Below are 24,868 nucleotides of genomic sequence, written 5' to 3'. Positions count from 1 at the left end.
GGCGCCTGGTGAAGCCGCTCGTCTCCGACCTCCCGCCGCGCCCCGACGGCGAGGGCGACGGCCCGGTGGTGTTCGGCGCCCCCGGCAGGCCCGTCGCGGCCCGTACGAGCCCGTACGCGCCGATGCGGCCGGCCCCCGTGCCGCTGCCGCCCGCCGCCAAGAAGCCCGCTCGGACGAAGCGCGCCGACGGCGCCGCCGCGGACGGGAGCGCCACGGTCACCGAACCCGTCGAGGGGGAGCCGATCGGGCCCGAGGGCACGCGGGGGATGGCCGTGCCGCCGCCCCCCGAGCAGGCCCCCCTGAAACTGCTCGCCGAACTGACCAACACCCCGCCCCCGCGCCAGACCGCCTGGCGCAGCACCCTGCGCCGCTTCAAGATCTGGACGCCGCTGGTCGTTCTGCTCGCGGTGGTCTTCGTCGTGGTGCAGGCGGTGCGCCCGCTGCCGGCTCCGGACGTGGAGCTGACCGCGTCCCCGTCGTTCACCTTCGACGGCGCCCCGCTCCCGCAGTCCATGCCGTGGCCGAAGCAGGGCCAGTCGGTCGCCGAGGTCGAAGGCCTCGGCTCGCTGGGGGTGCACGGTGCCCAGACGCCCGTACCGATCGCGAGCGTCACGAAGGTGATGACCGCGTACCTGATACTGCGCGACCATCCGATCAGCGGTAAGCAGAACGGCCCGCAGATCGCCGTCGACCAGCAGGCCGCCGACGAGTCGTCGTCCACCGACGAGTCCACCGCCGCGGTCAAGATGGGGCAGAAGTTCAGCGAACGGCAGATGCTGCAGCTGCTGCTGATCCCGTCCGGCAACAACATCGCCCGGCTGCTGGCCCGTTGGGACGCCGGAACGCAGCAGGCGTTCGTCGCCAAGATGACGAAGGCCGCCGCCGGCCTCGGCATGACCCACACCACCTACACCGGTGCCAGCGGCTTCGAGGAGACCACCGTCAGCACCGCCGAGGACCAGCTCAAGCTGGCCCGCCAGGTGATGAACAACGACGTCTTCCGGTCCGTCGTCGCACAGCCCAACGTCGACATCCCCGGCGTCGGCACGATCTACAACAACAACAACGACCTGGTCCATGTCGGCGTCATCGGCGTCAAGACCGGTTCCAGCACCCCGGCCGGCGGCGCCCTGATGTGGGCGGCCAACAAGAAGGTCGACGGCAAGGAGCAGTTGATCCTCGGCGTCGTGCTCCAGCAGCGCGGCGGCGACACCGTCTTCGACAGCCTCACCGTCGCGCTGGCGAACAGCCAGAAGCTGATCGAGTCCGTTCAAGGCGGCCTGACCTCGACGACGATAGTGAAGAAGGGCGAGGTCGTCGGCGAGGTCAGCGACCACATGGGCGGCACCACCCCGGTGGTGGCCGCGCAGAACCTGACCGCGATCGGCTGGCCCGGCATGAAGGTGCGCCTCACGCTGAGCCCCAACTCCAGCGGTGTGCCGCACAACGCGGAGGCCGGCACCGCGGTCGGCAAGCTCAGCTTCGGCACCGGCAAGGCCCTCACGAGCGTGCCGGTGGTGCTGCAGAGCGGCCTGCACGAACCGTCGTTCGGCAAGAAACTCGTCCGGCTCGGCTGAACGCCGATCGCCGAAAGGCGCGTTGTCAGGTTGTCAGGCGGACAGTTCCCGCTCCAGGGGCGTACGGAAGCGCGGTGTGATCCGTACGCCCCCGAGCAGCTCGGTCAGTTCGGCCGCCGCCGTGTCGGCCGCCCGCGCCGCCGTCGCACCCCGATCCGTCAACTGCCGCCACACCACGGCCCCGTCGGGCCGCTGCGCCCAGCCGCCGATCACCTCGCCGCCCCACCACACGGTCGGGCCCACATTCCCGGTCCCGTCGAAGAGCGCGTCCCGGTGCGTGCGCGGCAGGAACCAGTCCCGGTCCTGCCAGCCCATCGGCGTGGGATCGAGCCCGGGCAGCAACAGAGCGGTGAGCGGCGGTGGCTGCGTCGGGCCGGTGTCGCCCGGCAGCACCCAACCCGGCTGCCCCGCGGCCTCGTCCAGCCGCACGGGTTCGGCGTCCACCGCCTTCAGGGCCTTGCGGACCTCGGCGAGCGTCCAACCCGTCCACCACTTGGCGTCGGCCTCCGTAGCGGGTCCGTACGCGCGCAGCCAGGCCCGTACGACCGCCGCCCGCGCCTGCCCCACGGGCCGGTCCGGCAGCGGCTGCGCCCTCGCCCAGCGGAACTGGCTGCTCGTCCAGGAACCGGCCGGCCGACGCCGCTCGATCCGGTACTCGGCGGCCATGGTGCGGATGACACGGCTCGCCACATTCTGCGTCGCCTCGTACGGCTTCCCGCGCGCGACCACCACCTGCTCGCGCAACCTCGGCACGAGTCTGGAGAGTTGGGCGCCGCTGCTGTCCCCGTGCCGGTCCAGCGCGGCCTCGACCTCGGCCTCGACCTCGGCCAGCCACCCGGCGTCCCAGCCACCGCCCTCCGCGAGATACGCCAGCAGCTTCCCGCGCTCCCGCACCGCGATGTCCCGTCCCGCCGCCGCGAACACCTCCGGCGCGCGCTCCCGGCCCACCACGAACATCGTCCGCCGCATCGCCAGCATCCGCACCAACCGGGGCGGGGAAGCCGGCCCCGAGCCGTAGAGCGCCTCCTCCACCGCCGTGAAGACGCCGTGCGGCCGGCGCAGCCGCGCGGCGACCGACAGGAACACGGTGGCCGGATCGGTCGCGTGCAGAGCGACCAACCCGTCCACCACGCCGCCGACGTCCGCCACCTTCGCCAACTGCCGCGCCCGGACCCGCGCCCGCCGCTCCTCGACCCCGATCAGCACCGCCTGAGCACGCATGGGCCCAACGGTGCCATGCCGGTCGCGGCGGGGCAGCCGGAGGGGAGAAGCCGCCCCCGGGACCGGCGAGGCCCTAAGGGCTGTCCCGTAATCCGCGGTGGATCAGCGTGCGGCGTCAGATGCGGTGCATCGCAAGGCGGTGGGTCGTCCTCATACCGGGTCGTATTCGGACGGGCCCGACAACGCAGCGAGGTGCCGTAGCTGTCGTCGCGCGCCCGCCGGGGATTACGGGACAGCCCTTAGTCGGCCAGCGGCTTGAAACCGCGCAGCCGCAGACTGTTGCCGACCACGAAGACCGAGGAGAAGGCCATCGCCGCGCCGGCGATCATCGGGTTGAGCAAGCCCGCCGCGGCCAGCGGAATCGCGGCCAGGTTGTAGGCGAAGGCCCAGAAGAGATTGCTTCTGATCGTGGCAAGGGTCCGCCGCGACAGGCGGATCGCGTCGGCGACCACCAGGAGGTCACCCCGGACGAGCGTGAGATCACCGGCCTCGATCGCCGCGTCGGTGCCGGTACCCATCGCGAGCCCCAGATCGGCCTGCGCCAGCGCCGCCGCGTCATTCACCCCGTCACCGACCATCGCGACCGTGCGGCCCTGCTCCTGGAGGCCGCGCACCACAGCCACCTTGTCCTCGGGCAGCACCTCGGCGTGGACGTCGGCCGGTCCGATGCCGATCTCCGCGGCGACGGCAGCGGCGACCGCCGCGTTGTCGCCGGTGAGCAGCACCGGCCGCAAGCCCAGCGCACGCAGTCGGCGCACCGCCTCCGCGCTCGTCGGCTTCACCGCGTCGGCGACCACCAGGACCGCGCGGACCCGCCCGTCCCAGGCGACGGCGATCGCCGTACCACCGCGCTGCTCGGCCGCGGCCTTGGCCTCGACCAGCTCGGGAGGGAGCAACGCGCCCGAAGCCCCGAGCAGTTGCTCCCGCCCGACCGTCACCGCGTGCCCGTCGACAGTGCCGTGCACGCCCAGCCCCGGCACGGCGCCGAAGTCAGCAGCGACCGGGGGCAGTTCGATGCCCCGCTCCGCCGCGGCGGCGGTGATCGCCCGCGCCACCGGGTGCTCGGAGGCATGCTCCAGCGCGCCGGCCAGCCGCAGTACGTCCTTGGCGTCCGCGTCGGCCGCGCGGGCGAGGTGGATCCCGCTGAGCGTCATCACCCCCGTGGTGACCGTGCCGGTCTTGTCCAGGACCACCGTGTCGACGGCCCGAGTGGACTCCAGCACCTCGGGGCCCTTGATCAGAATGCCGAGTTGGGCGCCTCGTCCGGTCCCCACCAGCAGCGCGGTCGGCGTCGCCAGACCCAGCGCGCACGGGCAGGCGATGATCAGCACGGCGACAGCGGCGGTGAAAGCCGCGCTCGCGCCCTCGCCGAGCGCCAGCCACACCGCGAGGGTGCCCAGCGCCAACACGATCACCGACGGTACGAACACCGCCGATATCCGGTCGGCGAGCCGCTGGGCCGCCGCCTTGCCGTTCTGCGCGTCCTCCACCAGCCGCGCCATCCGGGCCAGTTGGGTGTCGGCGCCGACCCGCAGCGCCTCGACCACGATCCGGCCGCCGGCGTTCACCGTCGCACCCGCGACCCGCGACCCGGGTCCGACCTCCACCGGCACCGATTCCCCGGTCAGCATCGAGGCGTCCACCGCCGAACCGCCTTCGCGTACGACCCCGTCGGTGGCGATCTTCTCCCCCGGCCGCACCACGAAGCGGTCGCCGACCGACAGATCGGCCACGGGGACGCGCACTTCCCTATCCGGACCGCTGTGACGGTCATCGGCGTCTTGACCGTCTTCACCGGCTGGGTCTCGGCGCAGCACCACGACATCCCTGGCGCCGAGTTCCAGCAGGGCGCGCAAGGCCGCCCCCGCCCGGCGCTTGGCACGCGCCTCGAAGTAGCGGCCGGCGAGGATGAAGGCGGTGACTCCGGCGGCCGCCTCCAGGTAGATGTCGCCCCCGGCGTCGCCGCGACCGATGGTGAACGCGAACGGGTGCCTCATGCCGGGCATCCCCGCCGTACCGAAGAACAGTGCCCACAGCGACCAGCCGAAGGCCGCGAGCGTGCCGACCGAGACCAGCGTGTCCATGGTGGCGGCGCCGTGCCGGGCGTTAGCCCAGGCCGCACGGTGGAACGGCCAGCCGGCGTAGACCACGACGGGTGAGGCCAGGGTGAGCGCGAGCCACTGCCAGTTGGTGAACTGCAGCGCCGGGATCATCGACAGGGCGATCACCGGGACGGCGAGGACGACAGCGGTGGTCAGCCGCTGGCGCAGCGTGGCGAGTCCGGGGTCTTCCGCCGCCTGGTCGGGCGCGGTCCTCACGTCGCCGTGCAGCGGGAGCCGGTCCTGCGGTTCCGGGCTCTCACGGCTTGGCGGGGACGGGGGAGGGGGCTGGACAGGCTGGACGGGGTGGACGGAGTGGGCGGCGGGGAGTGCGGCCGTGTATCCGGTGGCCCGGACCGTCGCAATGAGGTCGCCGACCACGACTCCCTCCCCGAAGGCCACCTTCGCCTTCTCAGTCGCGTAGTTGACGGTGGCCAGGCTCACCCCGTCCATCCGGTTGAGCTTCTTCTCGATACGGGCGGCGCAGGACGCGCAGGTCATGCCGCCGATCTCCAGCTCGATCCGCTGCTCGGCGGGCCCGCCGTCCGGGTGCGCGGTGGTGGTGGCCATTTCCACTCCCTGGTCGGTCGGTCGGTCCGTCGGGCGGGTGTGCGGGGGTGCGGTCCGTCTCGGTGCGCAGCCTTGCGGGTCGCGGGGCGGCGGTCTGCTGGTGGTTGGCCGGGGTCGGCTGGGCCGGGTCTCAGGCGGGGCCGACGAGCTCGTAACCCGCTTCGTCCACCGCCGCCCGCACCGACTCCACATCGAGCGGCTGCTCGGAGGCGATGGTCAGCAGCCCGGTCTTCGCCACAGCCGTCACGGAGGTGACCCCGGGAATGCCGGTGACCTCCTTGGTGACGGCCGACTCGCAGTGGCCGCAGCTCATCCCGGTCACCGAGTAGACGGTCTCGCTCATGCTGTGCTCCTCGTGATGCGCGCGAAGGTGACTCTTCACTGTCTTCCCCTCCTACACGTCCTCCACGGTATACCCCCTAGGGGTAAGAGCGATACTACCCCCTGGGGGTATGGAGAGCTGCTGATACGACCGTCTGACCTGCCCGCGCAGGAGTCAGTCGTCCTCCGCCAACCGGTCGAGCAGCCGGGCGGCCAACCGCAGCACCTCCCGCTCGGTCTCGTTCAGCTCCGATTCCATCCGCGCACGCAGCCAGGCGTCACGGTGGTTCACATCGCGCGCCATCGCCTCGAAGCCGTCCGGCGTCAGATCGATCCGCTGCTGTCGCCCGTCGACCGCGTCCCGGGTACGGGTGACCAGGCCGTCCTCTTCCAATGCCGCCAGCGAGCGGGTCAGCGACTGCGGTTGCACGTGCAGGGCGGCCGCGATCGCACTGGGACTGCCCGCTCCGGACCGGTAGAGGTGGGCGAGGACGCCGAGCTTGCCGTTCGGCAGGCTGTCGGGCAGCCGCTCGGCGCGCATGCGGCGGCTGAGCCGGTTCACCGCGCGGCGGACAACGGCGGCGGAGTCAAGAGGCGGAGGAGGAAACATGGCTGCCATTTTCTAAGCAAAGCGTACGATCTTCATCGTATGATGGCTGTGAAGTGACTGATTGGACGGCATCTTCGCCTCGAAAGATGCGATAGTCGTACGCAAGGCTTCGTAATATCGGACTTTCGCGTCGTCGTACGGGTGATCTTCTGCGCGCGATGGCGTGCGGCGCCGCAGCGGTTCGGCAGCAGGTGGAGGCGCGTGGCCGCGCGGCGCCGCACGCGACGGCATACGGCCGCACGCGACATGCGATACGCGACAGCACGCGGACGGGTGACAGGGGGCGGACAAGAATGCTGATCCGACTGCGGCTGCTCGATCCCGGCCGGGTGCTGCTGCACATCGCCATACGTACGATCATCGCCGCCCTTGCCGCGCTGCTCACCGCCTGGGCGGTCTGCCGATCCGCTGATCTGCCCGGCGGCATGGTGGTCATCGCCACCGTCGTCGCCGTCCTGGTCTCGCGCACGCTGCACGCGACCAGCCTCCCGCATCGACTCTCCGCGCTGTTCTACGTGCCCGCGATCGGCATTCTCGCGGCCTTCACCGGCCGCTTCATGATCCACCACACCTGGCTGGGCGCCGGGGCCTTCGTCGCGGCGGTCGGTGCTTCCCGGTACCTGATGCGGTTCGGCGGCAAGGTGCGCCGCTTCGGCCGGCTCGCCCTGACTCCGCTGATCTCCGTTCTGGTCGTCCCCATCCCGCCGGGCGCCGCCAGGACAACCGGTCCGCTGTGGGGCGGCGTCGCCGGTCTGATCGCGGTCGCCTGCGTGATCGCCGTCCAGTCGCTGCTGCCCACCCGGCCCACCCGGGAGGCCGCGGCGGCCGCGCTCGATCTGCCACTCGCCGTAGCCCGTCTGCGCGCCGCGCCCGCAGGTGATCGCGGGCACACCCGGACCGCCGCCACCGTGCATCGCACCGCCCTCACCATCGAGGACCGACTCGATGCCGCCGTCCTCCGCGACGGCGCCGACCGCGCCCCGCTCGACGCCCTGGCGACCGCCGTACTCCACGCCGAAGTCGGAGCCGACCGGCCCCCGGGCATGTCGGACGCCGAAACCCACCGCGCGGAGGCGGCCTTGGACACCGCGCTGTCCGCGGTCCGCGAGCAGGCCGTCGTGGTCCGCCGCATACGGGCGCGCGAACGCCCGGACCCCGAGGCAGCCGCCCCTCGCCGCCGAACCGGCGGCCTGCGCGACCTGCAGCCCCAGACCCGGCTGGCCGCCCAGCTCACCATGGCCATGGCTGCCGCCTTCGCCATCGGCCACCTGCTTTTCCCCCAGCACTGGATGTGGACGGTGATCACCGCGTTCGTGGTGTGCAGCGCCGCACGCGGCCGCGGCGACGTCGTGCACCGCAGCGGCCTGCGAGTCGCCGGTGCCTTCACCGGTGCGCTCACCGGAACCCTCATCGCCCACCTGGTAGCCGGCGCCCCGGTCGCCGCGGTGACCGTCATCTTCTGCTATTTGCTGATCGGCGTCTGGCTGCGCGACCTCAACTACGCGATCTGGGCGTTCTGCGTCACCAGCCTGCTCGCTGTCCTCTACAACCTGAACGGCGAACGGGGCACCGCCCTGCTCGTCCAGCGTCCGGAAGGCATCCTGCTCGGCTCGGCCTGCGCCATAGCCGCCGCCTTCTTCGTGCTGCCGCTCCGGACCGAAGCGGTCATGCGCGGCCGCGCCGCCCGCGCTCTCCAAGCACTCCAGGACCTTTTGGGCGCCGTCCGCGAAGCCGACCCCGAACCCGCCGCCGTACGACGCCTTGCCCGCCGCATCGATCGCGCCGCCGGCGACCTGAACGACGCCTCCGCCCCCGCCCGGGCACACCGCCTCCTCAAAGGGCGCCTCCTCAACGGCCGCCTCCTCGGCAGCCGCGTCCTCAGCCGCCGCGTCCCCAGCCCCGGCGCCGTGCCCCGCCGACGCCCCGCCGGTACCTCGCACCCCGCCGACTGGGCCGACGCCCTGATCGCTTGCGCCCACGCCGCCCGCGCGCTGGCCGCCACCGAAGGCGCGGCGCTTGCCACAGCCGGCCCCCAACTCGGTCTGACCGCGCTCAACATCGGTCAGGTCCGCCGCCGTCTCGGCCACCGACCCGGCGCTCTCCCGCCCCGCCTGCCGCGCACGCGGCCCCGCCCCCCTCCTCCGGCTCAACACCTCCCTCGCCGAGCTCTACGACCGGCTGCCCGCGCCCGCCGCGCCACAGACCCCCGCCGCCCCCGTACCGGACTCCCTGCCCGCCGGCTGACGCCGGTGGGCGGCCGGACAGCCGACCGCTGAGATCTTCCGCACTCCCCCGCACCCCCCGACCGCAGCCGCCGACGCCGGCTCTACCCTGGATGCGTCGGCGCGTACCCCCTCAAGGACGCGACCCGCTCATCACCAGGAGGCGGCGGCATGCTGCGCACCATGTTCAAGTCCAAGATCCACCGGGCCACGGTGACCCAGGCGGATCTGCACTATGTGGGCTCCGTGACCGTCGACCGCGACCTGATGGACGCCGCCGACCTGCTGCCGGGCGAACTGGTCCACATTGTCGACATCAGCAACGGCGCCCGCCTGGAGACGTACGTCATCGAGGGTGAGCGCGGCTCGGGCGTGATCGGTATCAACGGCGCGGCAGCGCACCTCGTGCATCCCGGCGATCTGGTCATCCTGATCAGCTATGCCCAGGTGGAGGACGCGGAGGCCCGCACCCTGCGCCCGGCCGTCGTCCATGTGGACGCCGCCAACCGGATCACCGCATTGGGCGAGGACACCGCCGAGCCCGCCCCCGGTACGGACACCGTTCGCCCGCCGCACGCAGCCGCGCACGCCTGAAGCGGAAAAGCGCACCCGAGGTGCCGGCAGCGGCACCGGAGGACTGACCCGAGGACCACCGGAAGAGGGCCGGCCGGGAAGCGTGACCCGCGGGACATACGCCCCGCCGGGGATCAGGCCGCGGTCATCACCGCGGAACCGCTGACCGGGCCGGCCACCGGGCGTATCTGCATCCGGGACTCGCGCGCCGCGGACGTCCAGCGGGCGCGCAGCCGCGCCAGCTCCGCGAGCTCTTCGGCCGTCCAAGGACGGTCACCGTGCTCCTGCACATAAGCGCGCAGAGCCGTATTCGCCTGATCGAGTCTTCCCCCGTACATGTGAACAACCCTAGACGGCACCACTGACAATCCCGAATCCGTTTGGCCCATCCCTGTGTGCGCCGGCTCACGCGGTGCAGCCGGTCGTCACCCGTGACCTGCCTGCGGACGGCGCTTGTCACTGCCTGCTGCCATGCTGATGTGAGGGAGGACACAGCGTTCGAATCCGGCATATCCCTCAGTCCACGGAGGTCAGCACGATGCTCACCAACGACTACGTGCCCGGCGCGCCCAGCTGGATCGATCTGGGCACCCGCGACATCGCGTCCGCCGCCGCGTACTACAAGGCCCTGTTCGACTGGGACTTCCGTTCCGCGGGCCCCGAGGCGGGCGGCTACGGCATGTTCGAGCTGGCCGGCCAGACCGTCGCCGCCATGGGGCCGCTGCAGGGAGACAACGCCAAGCCCGCGTGGATCGTCTATTTCGAAACGGCCGACGCCGACGCCACCACCGAAGCCGTCGAGCAGGCCGGCGGCTCCGTCCGCTTCGCGCCGATGGACGTGGCCGACCACGGCCGCCTGGCCGGTTACACCGATCCGGACGGGGCGGACTTCGCCGTGTGGCAGCCCGGCACCAACAAGGGCCTGGACCGCGTCGGCGGCGGAGGGCTGTGCTGGACCGAGCTTTACACCACCAACGCCCAGCAGGCCAAGCGCTTCTACGACAGCGTGTTCGACTGGGACTACGAGGACACACCCCTCCCCGGCGGCGCCGGGAACTACGTCGTCGTCTCGCGCTCCGGCGGGGGCCAGGAGGGATCGCACGGCGGCATCATGCAGCTCGGCACGGAGATGCTTCCGGACGGCTTCAGCTACTGGCAGCCGTACTTCGCGGTCGCGGACTGCGACGCCGTCGCCGCCAAGGCGGCCGCGAGCGGCGGCACCGTCCTCATGCCCGCCACCGACATGGAGGGCGTCGGGCGGATGGCGCTGCTCAAGGACCCCGAGGGTGCCTTTTTCGCCCTGCTCACCCCCGAGGAGAGCATGTCCTGAAGTCCGCCCGCGTCGTACCCCCGCAGGCCGCGGTCACCGCGTCGGGCTCCCGCCCAGCGGCCGCGTCATCCCGCGTCATCCCGCTCATCCGCATGCTTCTCGGCGTCCCGCCAGGAGGCCAGCTCCCGCCTGCTCTCGAAGCGCAACGGTCGTCCCGTCCACGGATCGGAGAACTCCACCGTTCGAGCCAGTAGTTGCAGCGGACCATCGAAGCGGCCGGGATCGTCCTCGGCGAGTTCCGGTGCGGTCTCGGGATACAGCGGATCGTTCAGCAGGGGCAGGCCGAGGGCGTTCATATGGACCCGCAGCTGGTGGGTGCGGCCCGTCGAGGGCAGCAGCAGATAGTGCCCGAGGCCCCCGCGATGGGCCAGCAGCTCGATCCGGCTCTCGGCGTTCACCGGCCCGGGCACCTCCTGCGCGGCCAGCACTCCGTGCTCCTTCACGATCCGGCTGCGGACAGTCCGTGGCAGCTCGACTGCCGGGTCGTAGGCGGCGACGGCTTCGTACTCCTTGCGCACCCTGCGGTCCCGGAACAGCGTCTGGTAAGCGCCGCGGTCCTCGGGCCGCACGACGAACAACACTAGCCCCGCGGTCAACCGGTCCAGCCGATGCGCCGGGGAAAGACGCGGCAGGCCCAGGTCCCGTCGCAGCCTGGCCACCGCGGTCTGCGTGATGTGCCGCCCGCGCGGGGTGGTGGCGAGGAAATGCGGCTTGTCGGCGACCACGATCCGGTCGTCGCGGTGGACGACCTCGATCGCGAAGGGCACTGGCGACTCCGGTGCGAAGTCGCGGTGGAACCAGACATGACTCCCCGCCTCGTACGGCGTCATCGTGTCCACCGGGCGGCCCCCCTCGCCCACGAAGCGCCCGGCGGCCAGCATCGCCTCGACCCGCTCGGGGCCGATGGCCGCGGCGTAACGCTCCAGCAGGTATCCGCGTATGGTCGTCGGCCCGGCGCCCTCGGGCCCGGCGGTCTTTCCGTCGTGGCCGGAACCACCCGGCAGCCGGAGACACACCGGGTCCACCCCGTCGCGCTGCTCCAGCGGTGAGGGCGGCGCCTTCCGACCAGGTCTGCGCGCCATCGTGCCCTCACCTCCTGCTCGCCCGCCCGCCGCTGCCAGGTTATGTGGGCGCCTGACCGCCGTGGTTGCCGTGGTCGTGGTGGTCGTCATGGCTGTCATCACTGTCATCGCTGTCGTGGGCGCTGTCGGGCCGCGTCGGCGCGCCACCCATCATGCGCAGCATCGCCAGGCCGCCGCTGCGCCAGAAGCGGACGATGAGCGCGGCCGCCAGCAGCAGGAAGACGATGTTGAGCCATGTCGTGTAGTTCCACATGACGCCGTCCGCGGGCACGGTCGCGTCCGCCTGGTCCGGGACGAGGCCGCCACCACCGAAGATCACTTCCACCACGTAGCCGGCCACCACGGTCGCCGCATAGAAGGTGATCGCAAGAAAGCCGGTCATACGTAGTCCGTAACACCGGCGGTAGATGTTCAGAATCGGCAGGATCAGCAGGTCCGCGAAGATGAACGCGACCACTCCGCCGAAGCTGATGCCGCCCTTCCACAGCACCACGGCGAGCGGCACATTGCCGATCGAGCAGACGAAGGACACCACCGCCACCAGCGGTCCGATGATCGGCCCCCACAGTTTCGCCGCCAGCGGGTGGCCTTCGAAGAAGAACGTCCGCCAGAACGAGTCCGGCACCCACGCCGCGATAGCCCCCGCGATCAGCAAACCCAGCACGAGGTCGCGCAGCACGGCCGCCCACTCCATGACGAACACATGCGCCACTGAGGTGAACCCCTCCCGGGACAGCAGTCGCCGCCGGAACGATCCCTCACCCCCCACGGACATGTCCATCGCGGCATGTCCCTCCATCGACCCGGCCACCCCGCGCTCCGCCTGCTCCCGGGCCGCCCGCAGCAACCGCTCCCGCAGCAGTAGCCGGAAGAGCACGGCCAGTACCAGGATCATGACGGGCCCGCCGATGAACTCCGCAGCGGTGAACTGCCACCCCATCAGCAAGGCGAGGATTGCGCCGAGTTCGACCACCAGATTCGTCGACGCGATCTCGAAGGCCATCGCCGCTGTGAAATCCGCCCCCTTGACGATCAGTGAGCGGGCCAGCGCCACCGCCGCATACGAGCAGGAGGACGACGCCGCCCCCAGCAGCGCCGCCATCCCCAAAGTCCGCGGGCGATCGTCCCCCAGCAGCCGCACCACGGTCGACTTGCGGACCAACGCCTGCACCACCGCGGAGAGCGCGAACCCCAGAATCAGTGCCCAGGTGATCTCCCAGGTCATCGACCAGGTGATGGACAGTGCGTGCCAGACGGCGTGCATGCGGCGCCCCCGTTCCTCTGTCGCGGCCCGCAGCCGCCGCGACTTCTCGGCGCGCTGCCGCTACCTCCACACCAGGACGTCAGGCCCGTCCTTCCACAGCGGTGTCCGGAGCCGGGAGCTCGCGGTCGTGGAAAGAAGCGCCGGTGCCACGTACACCACATAACCCTGCTTGTAGGGCCTGATCCACAGCAAAACGCCGTCGGGCAGGCTGGACGTGCGTAGAACCCGAATCACTCGGCCCCCTGAACACCCGGGCGGTGGCCCCCTCGCCGGTGCGATCATGCAACCACAAAAAAGTGCCCGATGTGAGCGGAAAGCGATGGGTTGTGGATAACTCCGCCGCGGCGGGAGCCGAGCCTGATCGAGCCGCTTACGAGCCCAGCTCGCGCCGCTGCTCCGATACGGCCTGCGGCTCCTCGGAGAGCCTGTCCAGCCGCGCCAGGTGACCCTGCTCCTCCTCCCAGGCCAGCAGTGCCGTTTTCAGCTGCTCGGGCGTCGACCTCGGCTTCCCCATCACGACCACGACCATGTCGGCGTTCGGTGTCAGAGGCACGATCCTGGTATCGAGGGTGGTGCCCTCGAGGAGCGTATGAGTCACCCGGAACGGCAGGCTCGCGTAGGCGCCTTGCGAGAATTGCCCGGCGGAGTCCTGTTTCCCTGGTTCGCTCAGTGGCAGCGGGTCGCCGCCGTCGAGAATGCTCTCGATCGAGCCCCGCTTCCAGTCGAGGGCGACTTCGAGGCTTCGCAGAGTCGAGGTGACGCGATCGAAGCCGCCGCCGCGTTCGATCGTCTGGATCACCGTCCGCCCGACGCCGGCCAACTCGCTGAGTTTCACCTGGCTGAGCCCCTTGCTGCCGCGTGCTGCCCGTACGGCTCTGCCCAGTCGCAACCAGTCTCCGTCCATGGGGCCCCATCATGCCGTAGTCCATGCAACCAAGGAGGCGACTTTCGAGCTTTTGACCTGCGGGGGAGGGGAGCGGAAGCCGCCGCTGGGTTGCATGACGGCGCATCGGAGGAACGGCATGCCCTTACGCGTATGAGCCTCACTGCTCTTAAGGGAGCGTCTGAGGCTCGGAAACCTGCTTGCGAGTCGGGCCGTATGCGGCTAATTTCAGGATGTGAGACCGAACGGCGCGGCCATGAGGGCACTCCGCACGGCTCGGAAGATGAGCCTGCGGGACATGCAGGCAAGGACCGGTCTCGACCGGGGCCATCTGTCCCGATTGGAGCGCGGGCTCGTCGGAGCGAGCGATGAGACCATCCGCCGTTACGCCCACGCCCTCGACGTGCCGACCGCTGCCATCACGCACGACCGGTGAGGGCGACTGTCGAACACGCGTTCACTCGAACGAGGGAACAACCGCAGTCGTCCCGCATTCGTTGGTCAGTTCGGATGGTCCCCCTGAGCGCGTCGAGGTCCGAACGGCGGTCGGCCCCCTCGCCGGCCTTCGGCGCGCAACGGGCCCACGGTCATCACGAGTCCTGCGTCGGGGGGCGGCGAACGGCCGGGTCGGCGGCGCTGCCAACGGGGTCGTCGCCCCACTCGCTCGCCGAGGCCCGGCGGCGATGTCTGTGCCCCAGGCAGGATTCGAACCTGCGACACCGGCTTTAGGAGAGCCGTGCTCTATCCCCTGAGCTACTGGGGCGGGGAGTGTCTGAACCACCGACAGAGTACCGGATCACCTGCGGACGACGACCGCTGACCGCAGTCATCGAGACGCAGCACGTTAAGGGGGTGGGAGTTCCTCGGCCGCGGTCGCAGGTCCCCCATCGGCGGCGGGACAATGGACAGGGGTGGGTAGGGGATGCTTCGGGCCCGGCCGGGATCTGCCGCTGGCGTGCACGACCGCTCGGGCGGCGGCCCGCCGAGTAAGTCGCCAGGGCCGGGGGAGCGCCCTGGGACGGGGAGCCCGCTGGGTCGGGGGCCCATGGGGTGGGGGCGCGGCCGGGGGCTGTGGGCGGCGGGAATAGCGGCCCGGACCGGGATGTTCGAGTGGTTGAACAATCAACCAAATGGGACGGTGGGAGAAATGCAGTTCGGTATCTTCACGGTCGGCGACGTCACCGCGGACCCGACCACCGGGCGGACCCCCAGCGAGCACGAGCGGATCAAGGCGATGGTCACCATTGCGCTCAAGGCCGAGGAGGTCGGACTCGACGTCTTCGCGACGGGTGAGCACCACAATCCGCCCTTCGTGCCGTCGTCTCCCACGACCATGCTCGGTTATATCGCCGCACGCACCGAGCGTCTGATCCTCTCCACGTCGACCACCCTCATCACCACGAACGACCCGGTGAAGATCGCCGAGGACTTCGCGATGCTGCAACACCTGGCCGACGGGCGCGTCGACCTGATGTTGGGGCGCGGCAACACCGGCCCCGTCTATCCGTGGTTCGGCAAGGACATCCGCCAAGGCATACCGCTGGCCGTCGAGAACTACGCGCTGCTGCACAAGCTGTGGCGTGAGGACGTGGTGGACTGGGCGGGCAAGTTCCGCACACCGCTGCAGTCCTTCACGTCCACGCCGCGCCCTCTCGACGGCGTGCCCCCGTTCGTCTGGCACGGCTCCATCCGCAGCCCGGAGATAGCCGAGCAGGCCGCGTACTACGGCGACGGCTTCTTCGCCAACAACATCTTCTGGCCGAAGGACCACTTCAAGCGCCTCATCAACCTCTACCGCGAGCGCTACGCCCACTACGGCCACGGCACGCCCCAACAGGCGATCGTCGGTCTCGGCGGGCAGGTCTTCGTCCGGAAGAATTCCCAGGACGCGGTGCGCGAGTTCCGGCCCTACTTCGACAACGCACCGGTTTACGGGCACGGTCCGTCGCTGGAGGACTTCACCGACCAGACGCCGCTGACCGTCGGCTCCCCGCAGGAGGTCATCGACAAGACGCTGGCCTTCCGGGACACCTTCGGCGACTACCAGCGTCAGCTGTTCCTGATGGACCACGCCGGTCTGCCCCTGAAGACCGTTCTGGAGCAACTGGACATCCTGGGTGAGGAGATCGTGCCGGTGCTGCGCGAGGAATTCGCCAAGAAGCGCCCGGCGGACGTGCCGGACGGCCCTACGCACCAGGCGCTCGTCGCGAGCCGTGACGCCGAAGTTACTGAGCCGCAGGAGGCACAGGCATGACAAAGAACCTCGTGGTGGTCACGGCCGGGCTCAGCCTCCCGTCTTCGACGAGGCTGCTCGCCGACCGGCTGGCCGAGGCCACCCGGCGGCAGACAGGGGAGGGAGACCTCGATGTCCAGGTGATCGAGCTGCGCGAGCTGGCGAACGAGATCGCCCAGAACATGGTCACCGGTTTCCCGGGTCCGCGGTTGCGCGACGCCGTCGAGTCCGTGACCGGTGCCGACGGTCTGATCGTCGTCACGCCGGTCTTCACCGGCTCGTACAGCGGCCTGTTCAAGTCGTTCTTCGACACCATCGACAAGGACGCGCTGGCCGGCACTCCTGTGCTGATCGGGGCAACGGGTGGCAGCGCCCGTCACTCGCTGGTGCTCGAGCACGCGATGCGCCCCCTCTTCGCCTATCTGCGGGCGATTGTCATACCGACAGCGGTGTACGCGGCCTCCGAGGACTGGGGTACGGGTGGGGACGGCGCGCTCGACAGCCGTGTCGACCGGGCGGCGCTGGAGCTGGCTGCCCTGATCGAGGCACGCCCCCTCGCGCGCCGCTCGGAGGCCGACGAGACGGTCGTCCCCTTCGCGGAGCAACTCGCGGCTCTGGCCGCTGAGGAATGACGTCTTAGGCAGGCGCTGAGTAATCGGTGCCGAGTGGGCGCTGAGCGGCGACGCGGACTGGGGTGATTACGCCGTAATCACCCCACTGACGCGAGATGCGTTCTGTCGTGGCACCTGGGGCCCTACACCCGTTGGCGCTGATCTGCTCGTCAGACCGCGCCATTGGAGTGACGATGCGTTAGTCCTCTCGAACGCGCGGTTACTGATGACTGTGTTGGTGCCGCACATCCGGTGAAACGGGGACGCCGCGGCGGCCGGTTTCGAGAAGGGCGCACCGCGTGAACACTCCTCAGTTGCTCGACCGGGCGGGTACGGCAGCATTCGCGTGGTGGACGCGAGCCGTGCGCGTGGTCGCCGAGGTGCTCACCGCTGTGCTGACCGCCTTCGCACAGGGGAAGTCGCGCTCGCGGCAGCACGCCGACGACGCCCGCGGCGCCGCGGCCGGAACGAACGGTCACCGGATGCCGGCGCCCAAGCCCGTACTCATGCCCGCGCCCGCGCCGATGTCGACGACACTCGCCGTCGATCGCCTGATCTTCGGACAAGCCACCGCCCCAACGCTCTCGCGCGGAGGAGGTGTGACCGCGCCCGGCTCGGGGATCAGGGGCGGCCAACTCCTCGGCGCCTTTCCCGGGGCGCGAATCGGGCCACCCGCCCGCGCGCCCGCGCTGCCGCGGATCTGATGCGAGCCGCGCACCGAACGGGGCCGGTCCGGGACCACGAGTCCGGGGCCGGCCCCGCGTCATGTCACCCCTGGCCCGCATGGCATCCCCGTAGTGCGGCACATAGCGTGTTAAATCGGGACGAGCTGTCGCGGTTAAGGAGACCCCATCATGGCCCGTGGCACCGATGACGGCTCTACGCCTCCGGGGCAGGGCGGTGGCGGGCAGCACAAGTCCCACCACACCCCCGACGTGGACGCTCCGGCCCACCGCTGGTGGGTGCTCAGCGTGGTCTCCCTCGCCCAGCTGATGGTCGTACTGGACGCGACCATTGTGAACATCGCCCTGCCGTCCGCTCAGCGGGCTCTCGGATTCTCCGATGGCAACCGGCAGTGGATCGTGACCGCCTACGCACTGGCATTCGGGTCCCTGCTGCTGTTCGGTGGCCGGCTCGCCGACCTCATCGGCCGCAAGAGGGCTTTTCTGATCGGCCTGATCGGCTTCGCGGTGGCGTCCGCGGTCGGTGGTGGCGCGCCGAGCTTCGAGGTGCTCGTGGTGGCCCGTGCGGTGCAGGGATTGTTCGGGGCGCTGCTCGCGCCGGCCGCGCTGTCACTTCTGACGACGACGTTCACCGTCCCCAAGGAGCGGGCGAAGGCTTTTGGCATCTACGGCGCCATCGCGGGCGGCGGCGGCGCGGTCGGATTGCTTCTCGGCGGCCTGCTCACCGAGTACCTCGACTGGCGCTGGTGCCTGTACGTCAATCTGCTCTTCGCGTTCATCGCCTTTTTCGGCGGCCTGCGGCTGCTGAGTTCGGAGGCGACGCCCAACCGGCCCGATCTGGACATCCCGGGGACGGTGGTTGTGTCCGGCGGCCTGTTCTGCATCGTCTACGGGTTCTCCAACGCTCAACGGCACGGCTGGAGCGCGCCCAGCACCTGGGGCTTCCTGGTGGCCGGCGGCGTACTGCTCATCGTCTTCGTATGGTGGCAGCGGCGTGCGCCGAACCCGCTGCTGCCGCTGCGGGTGGTCACCGACCGGGACCGAGGCGCGTCGTATCTTGCGTTGTTCATCTCGGGTGCCGGCATCTTCGGTGTGTTCCTCTTCTTGACCTTCTATCTGCAGCGCACCCTGTTCTACTCACCGGTGAAGACCGGCCTTGCCTTCCTGCCGATGGTCGCGGTCATCATGGCCACCTCGGTAATCACCACCAATGTGCTGGTGCCGCGCGTGGGTGCCAAGCCGGTGGTGCCGACCGGGATGCTGCTGTCCGCCGGGGCCATGGCGTGGCTGACCACGCTCGATCGCAGCAGCAGCTACGCGCCCCACGTGCTGCCACCGACACTCATCCTGGGACTGGGTCTCGGCATGATCTTCGCCACCGGCCTGAACCTCGCAACGGCCGGTGTCACGGAGCGGGACGCGGGCGTGGCCTCGGCGATGGTGAACACCTCGCAGCAGGTCGGAGGCTCCATCGGCACCTCGCTGCTCAATACGCTGGCGACCAGCGCCGCCACGAACTTCGAGACGGGCAAACGGCCGTCCCCCTCGCTGGCCGCACGGGCGCAGCTGCACAGCTTCATGGTCGCGTACTGGTGGTCGGCCGGTTTCTTCGGCGTCGGCTTCGTCGTCACCCTGCTCCTGTACCGGCGTGGCGTGCCCAAGAGCCTGGCCGGCGACCCGGCCACCCGATCTGCGGCGTAACTCCATCGGTGCCGGATCCCGGGCACCGGAGCTGTCGCCCTCGGCAGCGGCCCTCGGCGCGAGAAGAGTCCGGGAATCCGGCCGGCATCCACATCGCGGAAGGCCGCACGAGAAGGTGGCGGGTACAGCTAACGTTTTCGTATGACAGCCAACGGGACGCCGCCAGGTGCCGGGGAAGGCGCGCCGCTGGCGGTCGCGGCGCTCGACGCGGTGAGCGTGCGCCGCTACACCACCGGCCAGATCATCCTCGACGACGTCACCTGGACCGTTCGCGCCGGTGAGCACTGGGCGCTGCTGGGTGCGAACGGCGCCGGTAAGACGACCGTACTTCGGCTCATCGGTGCGCTGACGCACCCCACCACGGGAACGGTCGAGGTGCTGAGCCACCGGCTCGGTCGTGTCGACATGCGCGAGTTGCGTGCGCACATCGGTCTGGTGTCCTCCGCCCAAAAGGTCCCGCAGGACGCCACCGCACACACAGTCGTACTGACCGGTCATACCGGCACGGTGCAGCCGCTCTGGCGCAGCTACGACTCCGAGGTGCGGGAGCGGGCGCACGCCCTGCTGGCGGAACTGGAGATCAAGGAGCTGGCCGAGCGACCCTACGGCGTGTGCTCCGGGGGGCAGCGCGCCCGCGTCCTGGTGGCGCGGGCACTGATGGCCGACCCGTCGCTCCTGCTGCTCGACGAACCGTTCAACGCCCTGGACCTGCCTTCACGTGAAGATCTGATCGACGCCATGCATCGCCTCGCAGTCACTCGTACGGGGCTGGCGACCATTACTGTCACGCACCACCTGGAGGAGCTGTCACCCGCGATCGGGCATGTGCTGCTCCTCAAAGAGGGCCGGGTGCTCACTTCCGGGCCGGTCGCCGATGTGCTGACCGGCGATCGTATGACGGAATGCTTCGGTCGGCCGATCGAGGTCAGTCGGCACGAGGGGCGCTGGCTGGCCAGGTCCGGCCGCGGGTGACGACCCGCGCCTCTCCGGCGCGGCGGCCCCGGGCCGCGGTCGGTGCCGAGGACTCAGCGCAACCAGGGCAGGTCGGCATCCTCCGGCTGATGCAGGCCCTCCGCGATGATCCGGGAGATCTCACCGAGGCGTGCGGTCTGCTCGGGGGTGAGCCGGTCGAAGATCGCCGTCCGTACCGCGCTGACGTGCCCGGGAGCCGTCCGCACCAGCTCCTCGTATCCCGCGTCCGTCAGCACACACACTTGCCCGCGGCGGTCGGAGGGGCAGCTCTCCCGGCGCAGCCAGCCGTTGCCCTCGAGGCGGGCGACGGCATGGGAGAGACGTGAACGGGTGATCTTGGTCTGTTCGGCGAGTTCGGTCATCCGCATCTGCCGGCCGGGCGTCTCCGACAGTGTGCTGAGCAGGGCGTAATACATGTGCGGTATGCCCGCGTCGCGCTGCAGCTGACGGTCGAGGTGGTCGTCCAGCAGAGTCGTGGCGTGCAGGAATGCTCGCCAGGTCGCCTGCTCTTCTTCGGTCAGCCATCGCATGGTGTTCATGGTACGTGCACTCCTTGAAGGTTCAATAAAATATCATCCCACAATGTGACGTGGTTCACACCGGTCGGATGAAATATCCGGGGACTGCTTCCCCGTTTGATCTCAAGTGGGCAAGTGGGGAGTTGCTTTCCGTTTCGCCTCTCAGTACAGATCGCACCGACCCCGAAGGCGAAGGGAGCCTGACGTGACACCGGAAGCCGACACCGTCGTCAGGCCCCGCACGGCACGGCTGCGCGCGGACGCCACCCGGAACCGCGAGCGGATCGTCAGCGCCGCCCGCGAGGCGATCGTCGAGTTCGGCCCCGATGTGGCGCTGGACGAAGTGGCGCGCCGGGCCGGCGTCGGCAACGCCACTCTCTATCGGCACTTCGCTGATCGGATGGACCTGATCCGACAGGTCATGCTCTCGGTGATGGCCCGCACCGCGCAACGGGCGGAGGATGCTCTCGCCGAAGAGCCCGATGCCTTCTCGGCGTTGCGCAGATTCGTCTTCGAGGCGGCGGAGGAGCGCATCGGGGCGTTGTGCCCCATGCTCTCCGAGGCCTTCGACCACCTGGATCCGCAGGTTACCGTCGAGGTCGCGCGCCTGAGCGGGTCGGTCAACGCGATCGTGGAACGGGCCCAGTCCGCAGGCCAATTGCGCGCCGACATCGCCGTCGGCGATCTGATGGTCGTACTGACACAACTCACCCGCCCTCTCCCGGGCACAGGTTGCGTCGGCTTCGACCGTTTCGCCACCCGCTACCTTCAACTCTTCCTCGACGGGCTGCGCGCGCCAGCGCATTCGAAGCTCGTGGGGACCGCGGCGACCCTGGAGGAGCTGCAAGGCTGCCATAAATAGTTCGCAAGTCGTACGAGTCGGGTTATAACGTTGGCGGTTCGTCGCAGGTGTCAGGCTCGTGAGGCTCGCGAAGCCCACCAGGCCGGTGAAGCCACCAGACACCACCAGGCACCCGGAATCCGCCGGGTCCCATCCGTAGCCCGAAGCGAGAACGACCGACCGCGAAACACTGAGAAACGACCGTCGTCAGACAAGACCGCTCGTCCCCCGGACGCCCGGCACCGGGTCCACGAACCGACCCAGGACCGGCATCACGGCCGGGACCGCTGACACACGTCCCCACGTCCTGTCACTCCGCATCTTCTTTAGTGAGACCAGCCATGCCTGAAACGCTCCAGCCCGATCCGAAGCGCTGGACAGCGCTCACCTTCATAGCGCTCGCCCAGCTGATGGTCGTACTCGACGCCACCGTGGTGAACATCGCGCTGCCGTCCGCCCAGGCCGACCTCGGCATCTCCGACGGCAACCGCCAGTGGGTCGTCACTGCCTACACCCTGGCCTTCGGTGGCCTTCTGCTCTTCGGTGGACGCGTCTCCGACCTGTGGGGACGCAAGAACACCTTTATCGTCGGCCTGCTCGGCTTCGCCGCCGCCTCCGCTCTCGGTGGCGCGGCCGTCAACACCGCCATGCTGCTCGGTGCCCGCGCCCTCCAGGGCCTGTTCGGCGCGCTGCTCGCGCCCGCCGCCCTGTCGCTGCTCGCGGTGATGTTCACCGACGCCAAGGAACGCGCCAAGGCATTCGGCGTGTACGGCGCCATCGCCGGCGCCGGCGCGGCCGTCGGCCTGATCCTCGGCGGCGTCCTCACCGAGTACCTGAACTGGCGCTGGGCGCTCTTCGTCAACATCGCCTTCGCGATCATCGCCGTCATCGGCGCGGTCAAGTTCGTCAATGAACCGGCACAGGGGCGCAACCACAACCGCCTCGACATTCCCGGTGTGGTCCTGGCCAGCGTCGGCCTCGTCGCCCTCGTCTACGGCTTCAGCCGCGCCGAGTCCGCCGGCTGGGCATCCGCCTCGACGATCAGCCTGCTCGTTGCTTCCGTGCTGCTGCTGGCGGCATTCGCGTTCGTCGAGAGCAGGGTCAAGGCACCGCTCCTGCCGCTGCGCGTCGTCACGGACCGCAACCGCGGAGGCGTCTACTCCTCGCTGGGCCTGGCCATCATCGGCATGTTCGGCCTCTTCCTGTTTCTGACCTACTACCTGCAGACGGTCATGGGCTACTCCGCCCTGAAGTCGGGCGTCGCCTTCCTGCCGATGGTGGGTGGCATGATCGTCGGCTCCACCCAGATCGGTACCCGCCTGATGCTGCGGGTTCGCCCGCGCCTGCTGATGGCGCCGGGATTCCTGGTCGCCGCGATCGGTATGGGCATCCTGGCCCAGATCAAGGTCGACTCCAACTACGCCGAAGTTCTGCTGCCGGGCCTGATCCTCATGGGTCTCGGCATGGGCACGGCCTTCATGCCCGCCATGAGTCTGGCCACGCACGGCGTGCGGCCCGAGGACTCGGGCGTCGCGTCCGCGATGGTCAACACCTCGCAGCAGGTCGGCGGCTCCATCGGTACCGCCCTGCTGAACACCCTCGCGGCCAGCGCAACGGCCTCCTGGATCAAGGACCGCGCCACCGGAGCGGGCGGCACGAAGAGCCAGCTCCTGATCAACGAGGCGAACGTTCACGGCTACTCGGTGGCCATCTACTGGGCCACGGGCATCCTGGCAGTCGCCGCCCTGCTGGCGTTCTTCCTGGTCAACGCCGAGGTCCAGAATCACGCGGAGCGCGCCGACGGCGACGAGTCGATCGAGGACTTCGCCATTCCGGTCATCGCTCACTGATCACCGCTGTTCGGCCGATACGACAGTACGGCCGGCGGTGACACTGAACGGCAGGCCGCCACCCCTCCAGACATCACCCGGAGGGGTGGCGGCCTGCCGTTTGTCGTTTCTGATGGAAGCGGCGACGACGCGCGATCCCCGCGTATCAGCTTTCCAGCCCTATACGGAGAAGCGGACTGTACGACGGCCTGATCTACAGCCCCTCGGGCCAGTCGTACGAACTCGGCACCTTCACCGGATCGCTCGGCGACCCGTAGACGACGGCGATCTCATCGTGCGCCACGAGCTTCAGCGCCGCCGGGTCACCGGTCTGCTCCTTGCCGTTGACGTAAAGGCGCAGCTCTTTGCCGCCGCCGCTCTTCAGCGGGCCGAGGGCGTCCTTGCTGATCGGTACGTTCCACTCGGTCATGAACTCGCCGAGGGTGAAGTCGGTCTTCACCGGCGACTCGATGTGCACCACGCCCGACGTGTCATGTGTGTGCAGCGGACTGATCTGCTGCTTGACGAGGTCGATGCCGATCTCGGCCGGGACGGTGACGGCCTTGCCGTCAACGAACACGTCCAGGTGACTGTGGATGTGCAGCACCTGCCCCTCCTGGCCCAGCATCGGCAGGCCCGCGGCCTTCACCTGGGCGGAGGCGTCTGCGGGAGCCGGCCAGGAGAGCGACGACGGAGGTGCTGAGGGCTTGCTGTCGGCCGCGGGCGAAGTGGCCGCCGCGCCGGAGTCCTCACGGCCGGAACCGGTACCGGACCCTGAGCTGCAGGCGGCCAGCGCCGCCGCTCCGGCCAGGACGGCCACACCGGTCGTGATGCGTCGCTTGTGCGCGAACTTGGGCATGAAGAGAAGTCTTCCTGTTCAGCCGAACTGGATGGAGCGCTTCGCCAGGCCCATCCAGAAGCCGTCGATGATGCTGCGCTGGCTGCCGAGTTCGGACTCGGCGGCGCCGAGCGTAACGAACAGCGGCGCGAAATGCTCCGTGCGCGGGTGTGCCAGTCGGCCCGCCGGCGCCTTGTGCCGGAAGTCCAGCAGGGCATCGAGGTCCCCGGCGCCCAGCGCGCGGTTCCCCCAGTCGTCGAACTCCGCCGACCAGCTCGGCGGACGCTCGCCCACGTGCCGCAGAGCGGCCAGGTTGTGGGTGAAGAAACCGCTGCCGACGATGAGAACGCCCTCGTCGCGCAACGGCGCCAAGCGCCGTCCGATCTCCAGCAGCTTCCCGGGGTCCAGGCTGGGCATCGACACCTGGAGTACCGGGATGTCCGCGGCGGGGAACATCTCCACAAGAGGGACGTACGCACCGTGGTCCAGCCCGCGGTCCGGGATGTCCTGCACCCGGTGGCCCGCGCCGCGCAGAAGCTTGCGGAGGTCCTCGGCGAGGGCGGGGGCACCGGGGGCGGCGTAGGTCACCTGGTAGTAGTGCTCCGGGAAACCCCAGAAGTCATACATGAGGGGGACCGTCGCTGTCGCTCCGATCGCCAGCGGAGCCTCCTCCCAGTGCGCCGAGATCACCAGGATCGCTTTCGGCCGCGACAGGCCCGCAGCCCAAGCAGCGAGCTCGCCCGGCCACACCGGGTCGTCGGCGAGCGGCGGGGCGCCGTGCGAGAGGTAGAGCGCGGGCATGCGCTCCGGAGCTGCGGTGGACATCGCGCCCTCCTTGAAGTTTCAAACGTACGGTAGGACCGTAACCCAACTTGTTTGAACCTTCAAAC

General features: G+C 69.9%; 23 protein-coding genes and 1 tRNA gene. 12 read left to right on the top strand and 12 right to left on the bottom strand.

Going from position 1 to position 24,868, the window contains the following annotated elements; genetic code table 11:
- A partial coding sequence (locus GA0115240_RS14140) for a D-alanyl-D-alanine carboxypeptidase (RefSeq protein WP_107407144.1) occupies positions 1 to 1,577 on the top strand: 1,577 nt, incomplete at its 5' end.
- A gap of 33 nt (positions 1,578 to 1,610) precedes the next feature.
- Here GA0115240_RS14140 and GA0115240_RS14135 read toward each other — a convergent pair.
- From GA0115240_RS14135 to GA0115240_RS14120, 4 genes are all read right to left on the bottom strand, one after another.
- Positions 1,611 to 2,798, bottom strand: a complete 1,188-nt coding sequence (locus GA0115240_RS14135; RefSeq protein WP_093737025.1) for a DNA glycosylase AlkZ-like family protein — start codon at positions 2,796 to 2,798, stop codon at positions 1,611 to 1,613.
- A gap of 239 nt (positions 2,799 to 3,037) precedes the next feature.
- Complete coding sequence (locus GA0115240_RS14130; RefSeq protein WP_093737024.1) at positions 3,038 to 5,467, bottom strand: heavy metal translocating P-type ATPase; 2,430 nt, start codon at positions 5,465 to 5,467, stop codon at positions 3,038 to 3,040.
- A 130-nt stretch (positions 5,468 to 5,597) separates the two neighbouring features.
- Entirely contained in the window at positions 5,598 to 5,810 is a 213-nt protein-coding gene (locus GA0115240_RS14125; RefSeq protein ID WP_093737023.1) for a heavy-metal-associated domain-containing protein, read from the bottom strand.
- A 153-nt stretch (positions 5,811 to 5,963) separates the two neighbouring features.
- The gene (locus GA0115240_RS14120; RefSeq protein ID WP_093737022.1) at positions 5,964 to 6,398 is read right to left on the bottom strand and encodes a MarR family winged helix-turn-helix transcriptional regulator; all 435 of its coding nucleotides are present in this window, start codon (positions 6,396 to 6,398) and stop codon (positions 5,964 to 5,966) included.
- Between the two features lie 293 nt (positions 6,399 to 6,691).
- Here GA0115240_RS14120 and GA0115240_RS14115 point away from each other — a divergent pair, with 293 nt between their 5' ends.
- On the top strand, positions 6,692 to 8,674 hold the full coding sequence (locus GA0115240_RS14115) for an FUSC family protein (RefSeq protein WP_093737021.1): 1,983 nt from the start codon (positions 6,692 to 6,694) through the stop codon (positions 8,672 to 8,674).
- Positions 8,675 to 8,791: 117 nt separating this feature from the next.
- Positions 8,792 to 9,214 carry an aspartate 1-decarboxylase gene (gene panD, locus GA0115240_RS14110; RefSeq protein WP_093737020.1) on the top strand — a complete coding sequence of 141 codons (423 nt, stop codon included), beginning with the start codon at positions 8,792 to 8,794 and terminating at the stop codon, positions 9,212 to 9,214.
- A 113-nt stretch (positions 9,215 to 9,327) separates the two neighbouring features.
- Here panD and GA0115240_RS36160 read toward each other — a convergent pair whose 3' ends face one another.
- Positions 9,328 to 9,531, bottom strand: a complete 204-nt coding sequence (locus GA0115240_RS36160) for a hypothetical protein (RefSeq protein WP_141708834.1) — start codon at positions 9,529 to 9,531, stop codon at positions 9,328 to 9,330.
- Positions 9,532 to 9,731: 200 nt separating this feature from the next.
- Between GA0115240_RS36160 and GA0115240_RS14105 the strand changes: the two genes are divergently transcribed.
- Positions 9,732 to 10,523: a VOC family protein gene (locus tag GA0115240_RS14105; protein ID WP_093737019.1), complete on the top strand. Its 792-nt coding sequence runs from the start codon at positions 9,732 to 9,734 to the stop codon at positions 10,521 to 10,523.
- Positions 10,524 to 10,588: 65 nt separating this feature from the next.
- Here GA0115240_RS14105 and GA0115240_RS14100 read toward each other — a convergent pair whose 3' ends face one another.
- The 3 genes from GA0115240_RS14100 to GA0115240_RS14090 form a co-directional block, all read right to left on the bottom strand.
- Positions 10,589 to 11,605: an RluA family pseudouridine synthase gene (locus GA0115240_RS14100; RefSeq protein WP_093737018.1), complete on the bottom strand. Its 1,017-nt coding sequence runs from the start codon at positions 11,603 to 11,605 to the stop codon at positions 10,589 to 10,591.
- 40 nt (positions 11,606 to 11,645) lie between these two features.
- Positions 11,646 to 12,869 carry a permease gene (locus GA0115240_RS14095; protein WP_093737017.1) on the bottom strand — a complete coding sequence of 408 codons (1,224 nt, stop codon included), beginning with the start codon at positions 12,867 to 12,869 and terminating at the stop codon, positions 11,646 to 11,648.
- A gap of 370 nt (positions 12,870 to 13,239) precedes the next feature.
- Positions 13,240 to 13,773: a helix-turn-helix domain-containing protein gene (locus GA0115240_RS14090; protein WP_093737016.1), complete on the bottom strand. Its 534-nt coding sequence runs from the start codon at positions 13,771 to 13,773 to the stop codon at positions 13,240 to 13,242.
- A gap of 235 nt (positions 13,774 to 14,008) precedes the next feature.
- Between GA0115240_RS14090 and GA0115240_RS14085 the strand changes: the two genes are divergently transcribed.
- The gene (locus GA0115240_RS14085) at positions 14,009 to 14,188 is read left to right on the top strand and encodes a helix-turn-helix domain-containing protein (RefSeq protein WP_093737015.1); all 180 of its coding nucleotides are present in this window, start codon (positions 14,009 to 14,011) and stop codon (positions 14,186 to 14,188) included.
- Positions 14,189 to 14,442: 254 nt separating this feature from the next.
- Here the strand turns inward: GA0115240_RS14085 and GA0115240_RS14080 are convergent.
- Positions 14,443 to 14,515 (bottom strand) — tRNA-Arg (locus GA0115240_RS14080).
- Positions 14,516 to 14,899: 384 nt separating this feature from the next.
- On the opposite strand from GA0115240_RS14080, the gene GA0115240_RS14075 reads away from it, so the two are divergent.
- The 5 genes from GA0115240_RS14075 to GA0115240_RS14055 all read left to right on the top strand — a co-directional run bounded on the left by GA0115240_RS14075 (position 14,900) and on the right by GA0115240_RS14055 (position 19,952).
- The gene (locus GA0115240_RS14075; protein WP_093737014.1) at positions 14,900 to 16,006 is read left to right on the top strand and encodes an LLM class flavin-dependent oxidoreductase; all 1,107 of its coding nucleotides are present in this window, start codon (positions 14,900 to 14,902) and stop codon (positions 16,004 to 16,006) included.
- Positions 16,003 to 16,617, top strand: coding sequence for an FMN reductase (locus tag GA0115240_RS14070; protein WP_093737013.1), 615 nt, complete (start codon positions 16,003 to 16,005; stop codon positions 16,615 to 16,617). The genes GA0115240_RS14075 and GA0115240_RS14070 overlap by 4 nt, the downstream gene beginning before the upstream one ends.
- Positions 16,618 to 16,895: 278 nt before the next feature.
- The gene (locus GA0115240_RS14065) at positions 16,896 to 17,300 is read left to right on the top strand and encodes a hypothetical protein (RefSeq protein WP_141708833.1); all 405 of its coding nucleotides are present in this window, start codon (positions 16,896 to 16,898) and stop codon (positions 17,298 to 17,300) included.
- 150 nt (positions 17,301 to 17,450) lie between these two features.
- Entirely contained in the window at positions 17,451 to 18,980 is a 1,530-nt protein-coding gene (locus GA0115240_RS14060; protein ID WP_093737011.1) for an MFS transporter, read from the top strand.
- A 141-nt stretch (positions 18,981 to 19,121) separates the two neighbouring features.
- Complete coding sequence (locus GA0115240_RS14055; protein WP_093737010.1) at positions 19,122 to 19,952, top strand: ABC transporter ATP-binding protein; 831 nt, start codon at positions 19,122 to 19,124, stop codon at positions 19,950 to 19,952.
- Positions 19,953 to 20,005: 53 nt separating this feature from the next.
- On the opposite strand, the gene GA0115240_RS14050 is transcribed toward GA0115240_RS14055, so the two are convergent.
- Positions 20,006 to 20,491, bottom strand: a complete 486-nt coding sequence (locus tag GA0115240_RS14050) for a MarR family winged helix-turn-helix transcriptional regulator (RefSeq protein ID WP_093737009.1) — start codon at positions 20,489 to 20,491, stop codon at positions 20,006 to 20,008.
- A 184-nt stretch (positions 20,492 to 20,675) separates the two neighbouring features.
- On the opposite strand from GA0115240_RS14050, the gene GA0115240_RS14045 reads away from it, so the two are divergent.
- Together GA0115240_RS14045 and GA0115240_RS14040 are read left to right on the top strand one after the other, a co-directional pair.
- The gene (locus GA0115240_RS14045) at positions 20,676 to 21,332 is read left to right on the top strand and encodes a TetR/AcrR family transcriptional regulator (protein WP_093737008.1); all 657 of its coding nucleotides are present in this window, start codon (positions 20,676 to 20,678) and stop codon (positions 21,330 to 21,332) included.
- 320 nt (positions 21,333 to 21,652) lie between these two features.
- On the top strand, positions 21,653 to 23,161 hold the full coding sequence (locus tag GA0115240_RS14040; protein WP_093737007.1) for an MFS transporter: 1,509 nt from the start codon (positions 21,653 to 21,655) through the stop codon (positions 23,159 to 23,161).
- Between the two features lie 193 nt (positions 23,162 to 23,354).
- On the opposite strand, the gene GA0115240_RS14035 is transcribed toward GA0115240_RS14040, so the two are convergent.
- Complete coding sequence (locus tag GA0115240_RS14035; RefSeq protein ID WP_093737006.1) at positions 23,355 to 23,999, bottom strand: hypothetical protein; 645 nt, start codon at positions 23,997 to 23,999, stop codon at positions 23,355 to 23,357.
- 18 nt (positions 24,000 to 24,017) lie between these two features.
- Entirely contained in the window at positions 24,018 to 24,803 is a 786-nt protein-coding gene (locus GA0115240_RS14030; protein WP_093737005.1) for a dioxygenase family protein, read from the bottom strand.
- Positions 24,804 to 24,868 lie beyond the last annotated feature (65 nt).

Source organism: Streptomyces sp. DvalAA-14 (genome assembly GCF_900091855.1).
In the GTDB taxonomy this organism is placed as follows: domain Bacteria; phylum Actinomycetota; class Actinomycetes; order Streptomycetales; family Streptomycetaceae; genus Actinacidiphila.
Note: the sequence above shows the minus strand (reverse complement) of the source record. Positions and strands in the feature narration are given on the sequence as shown.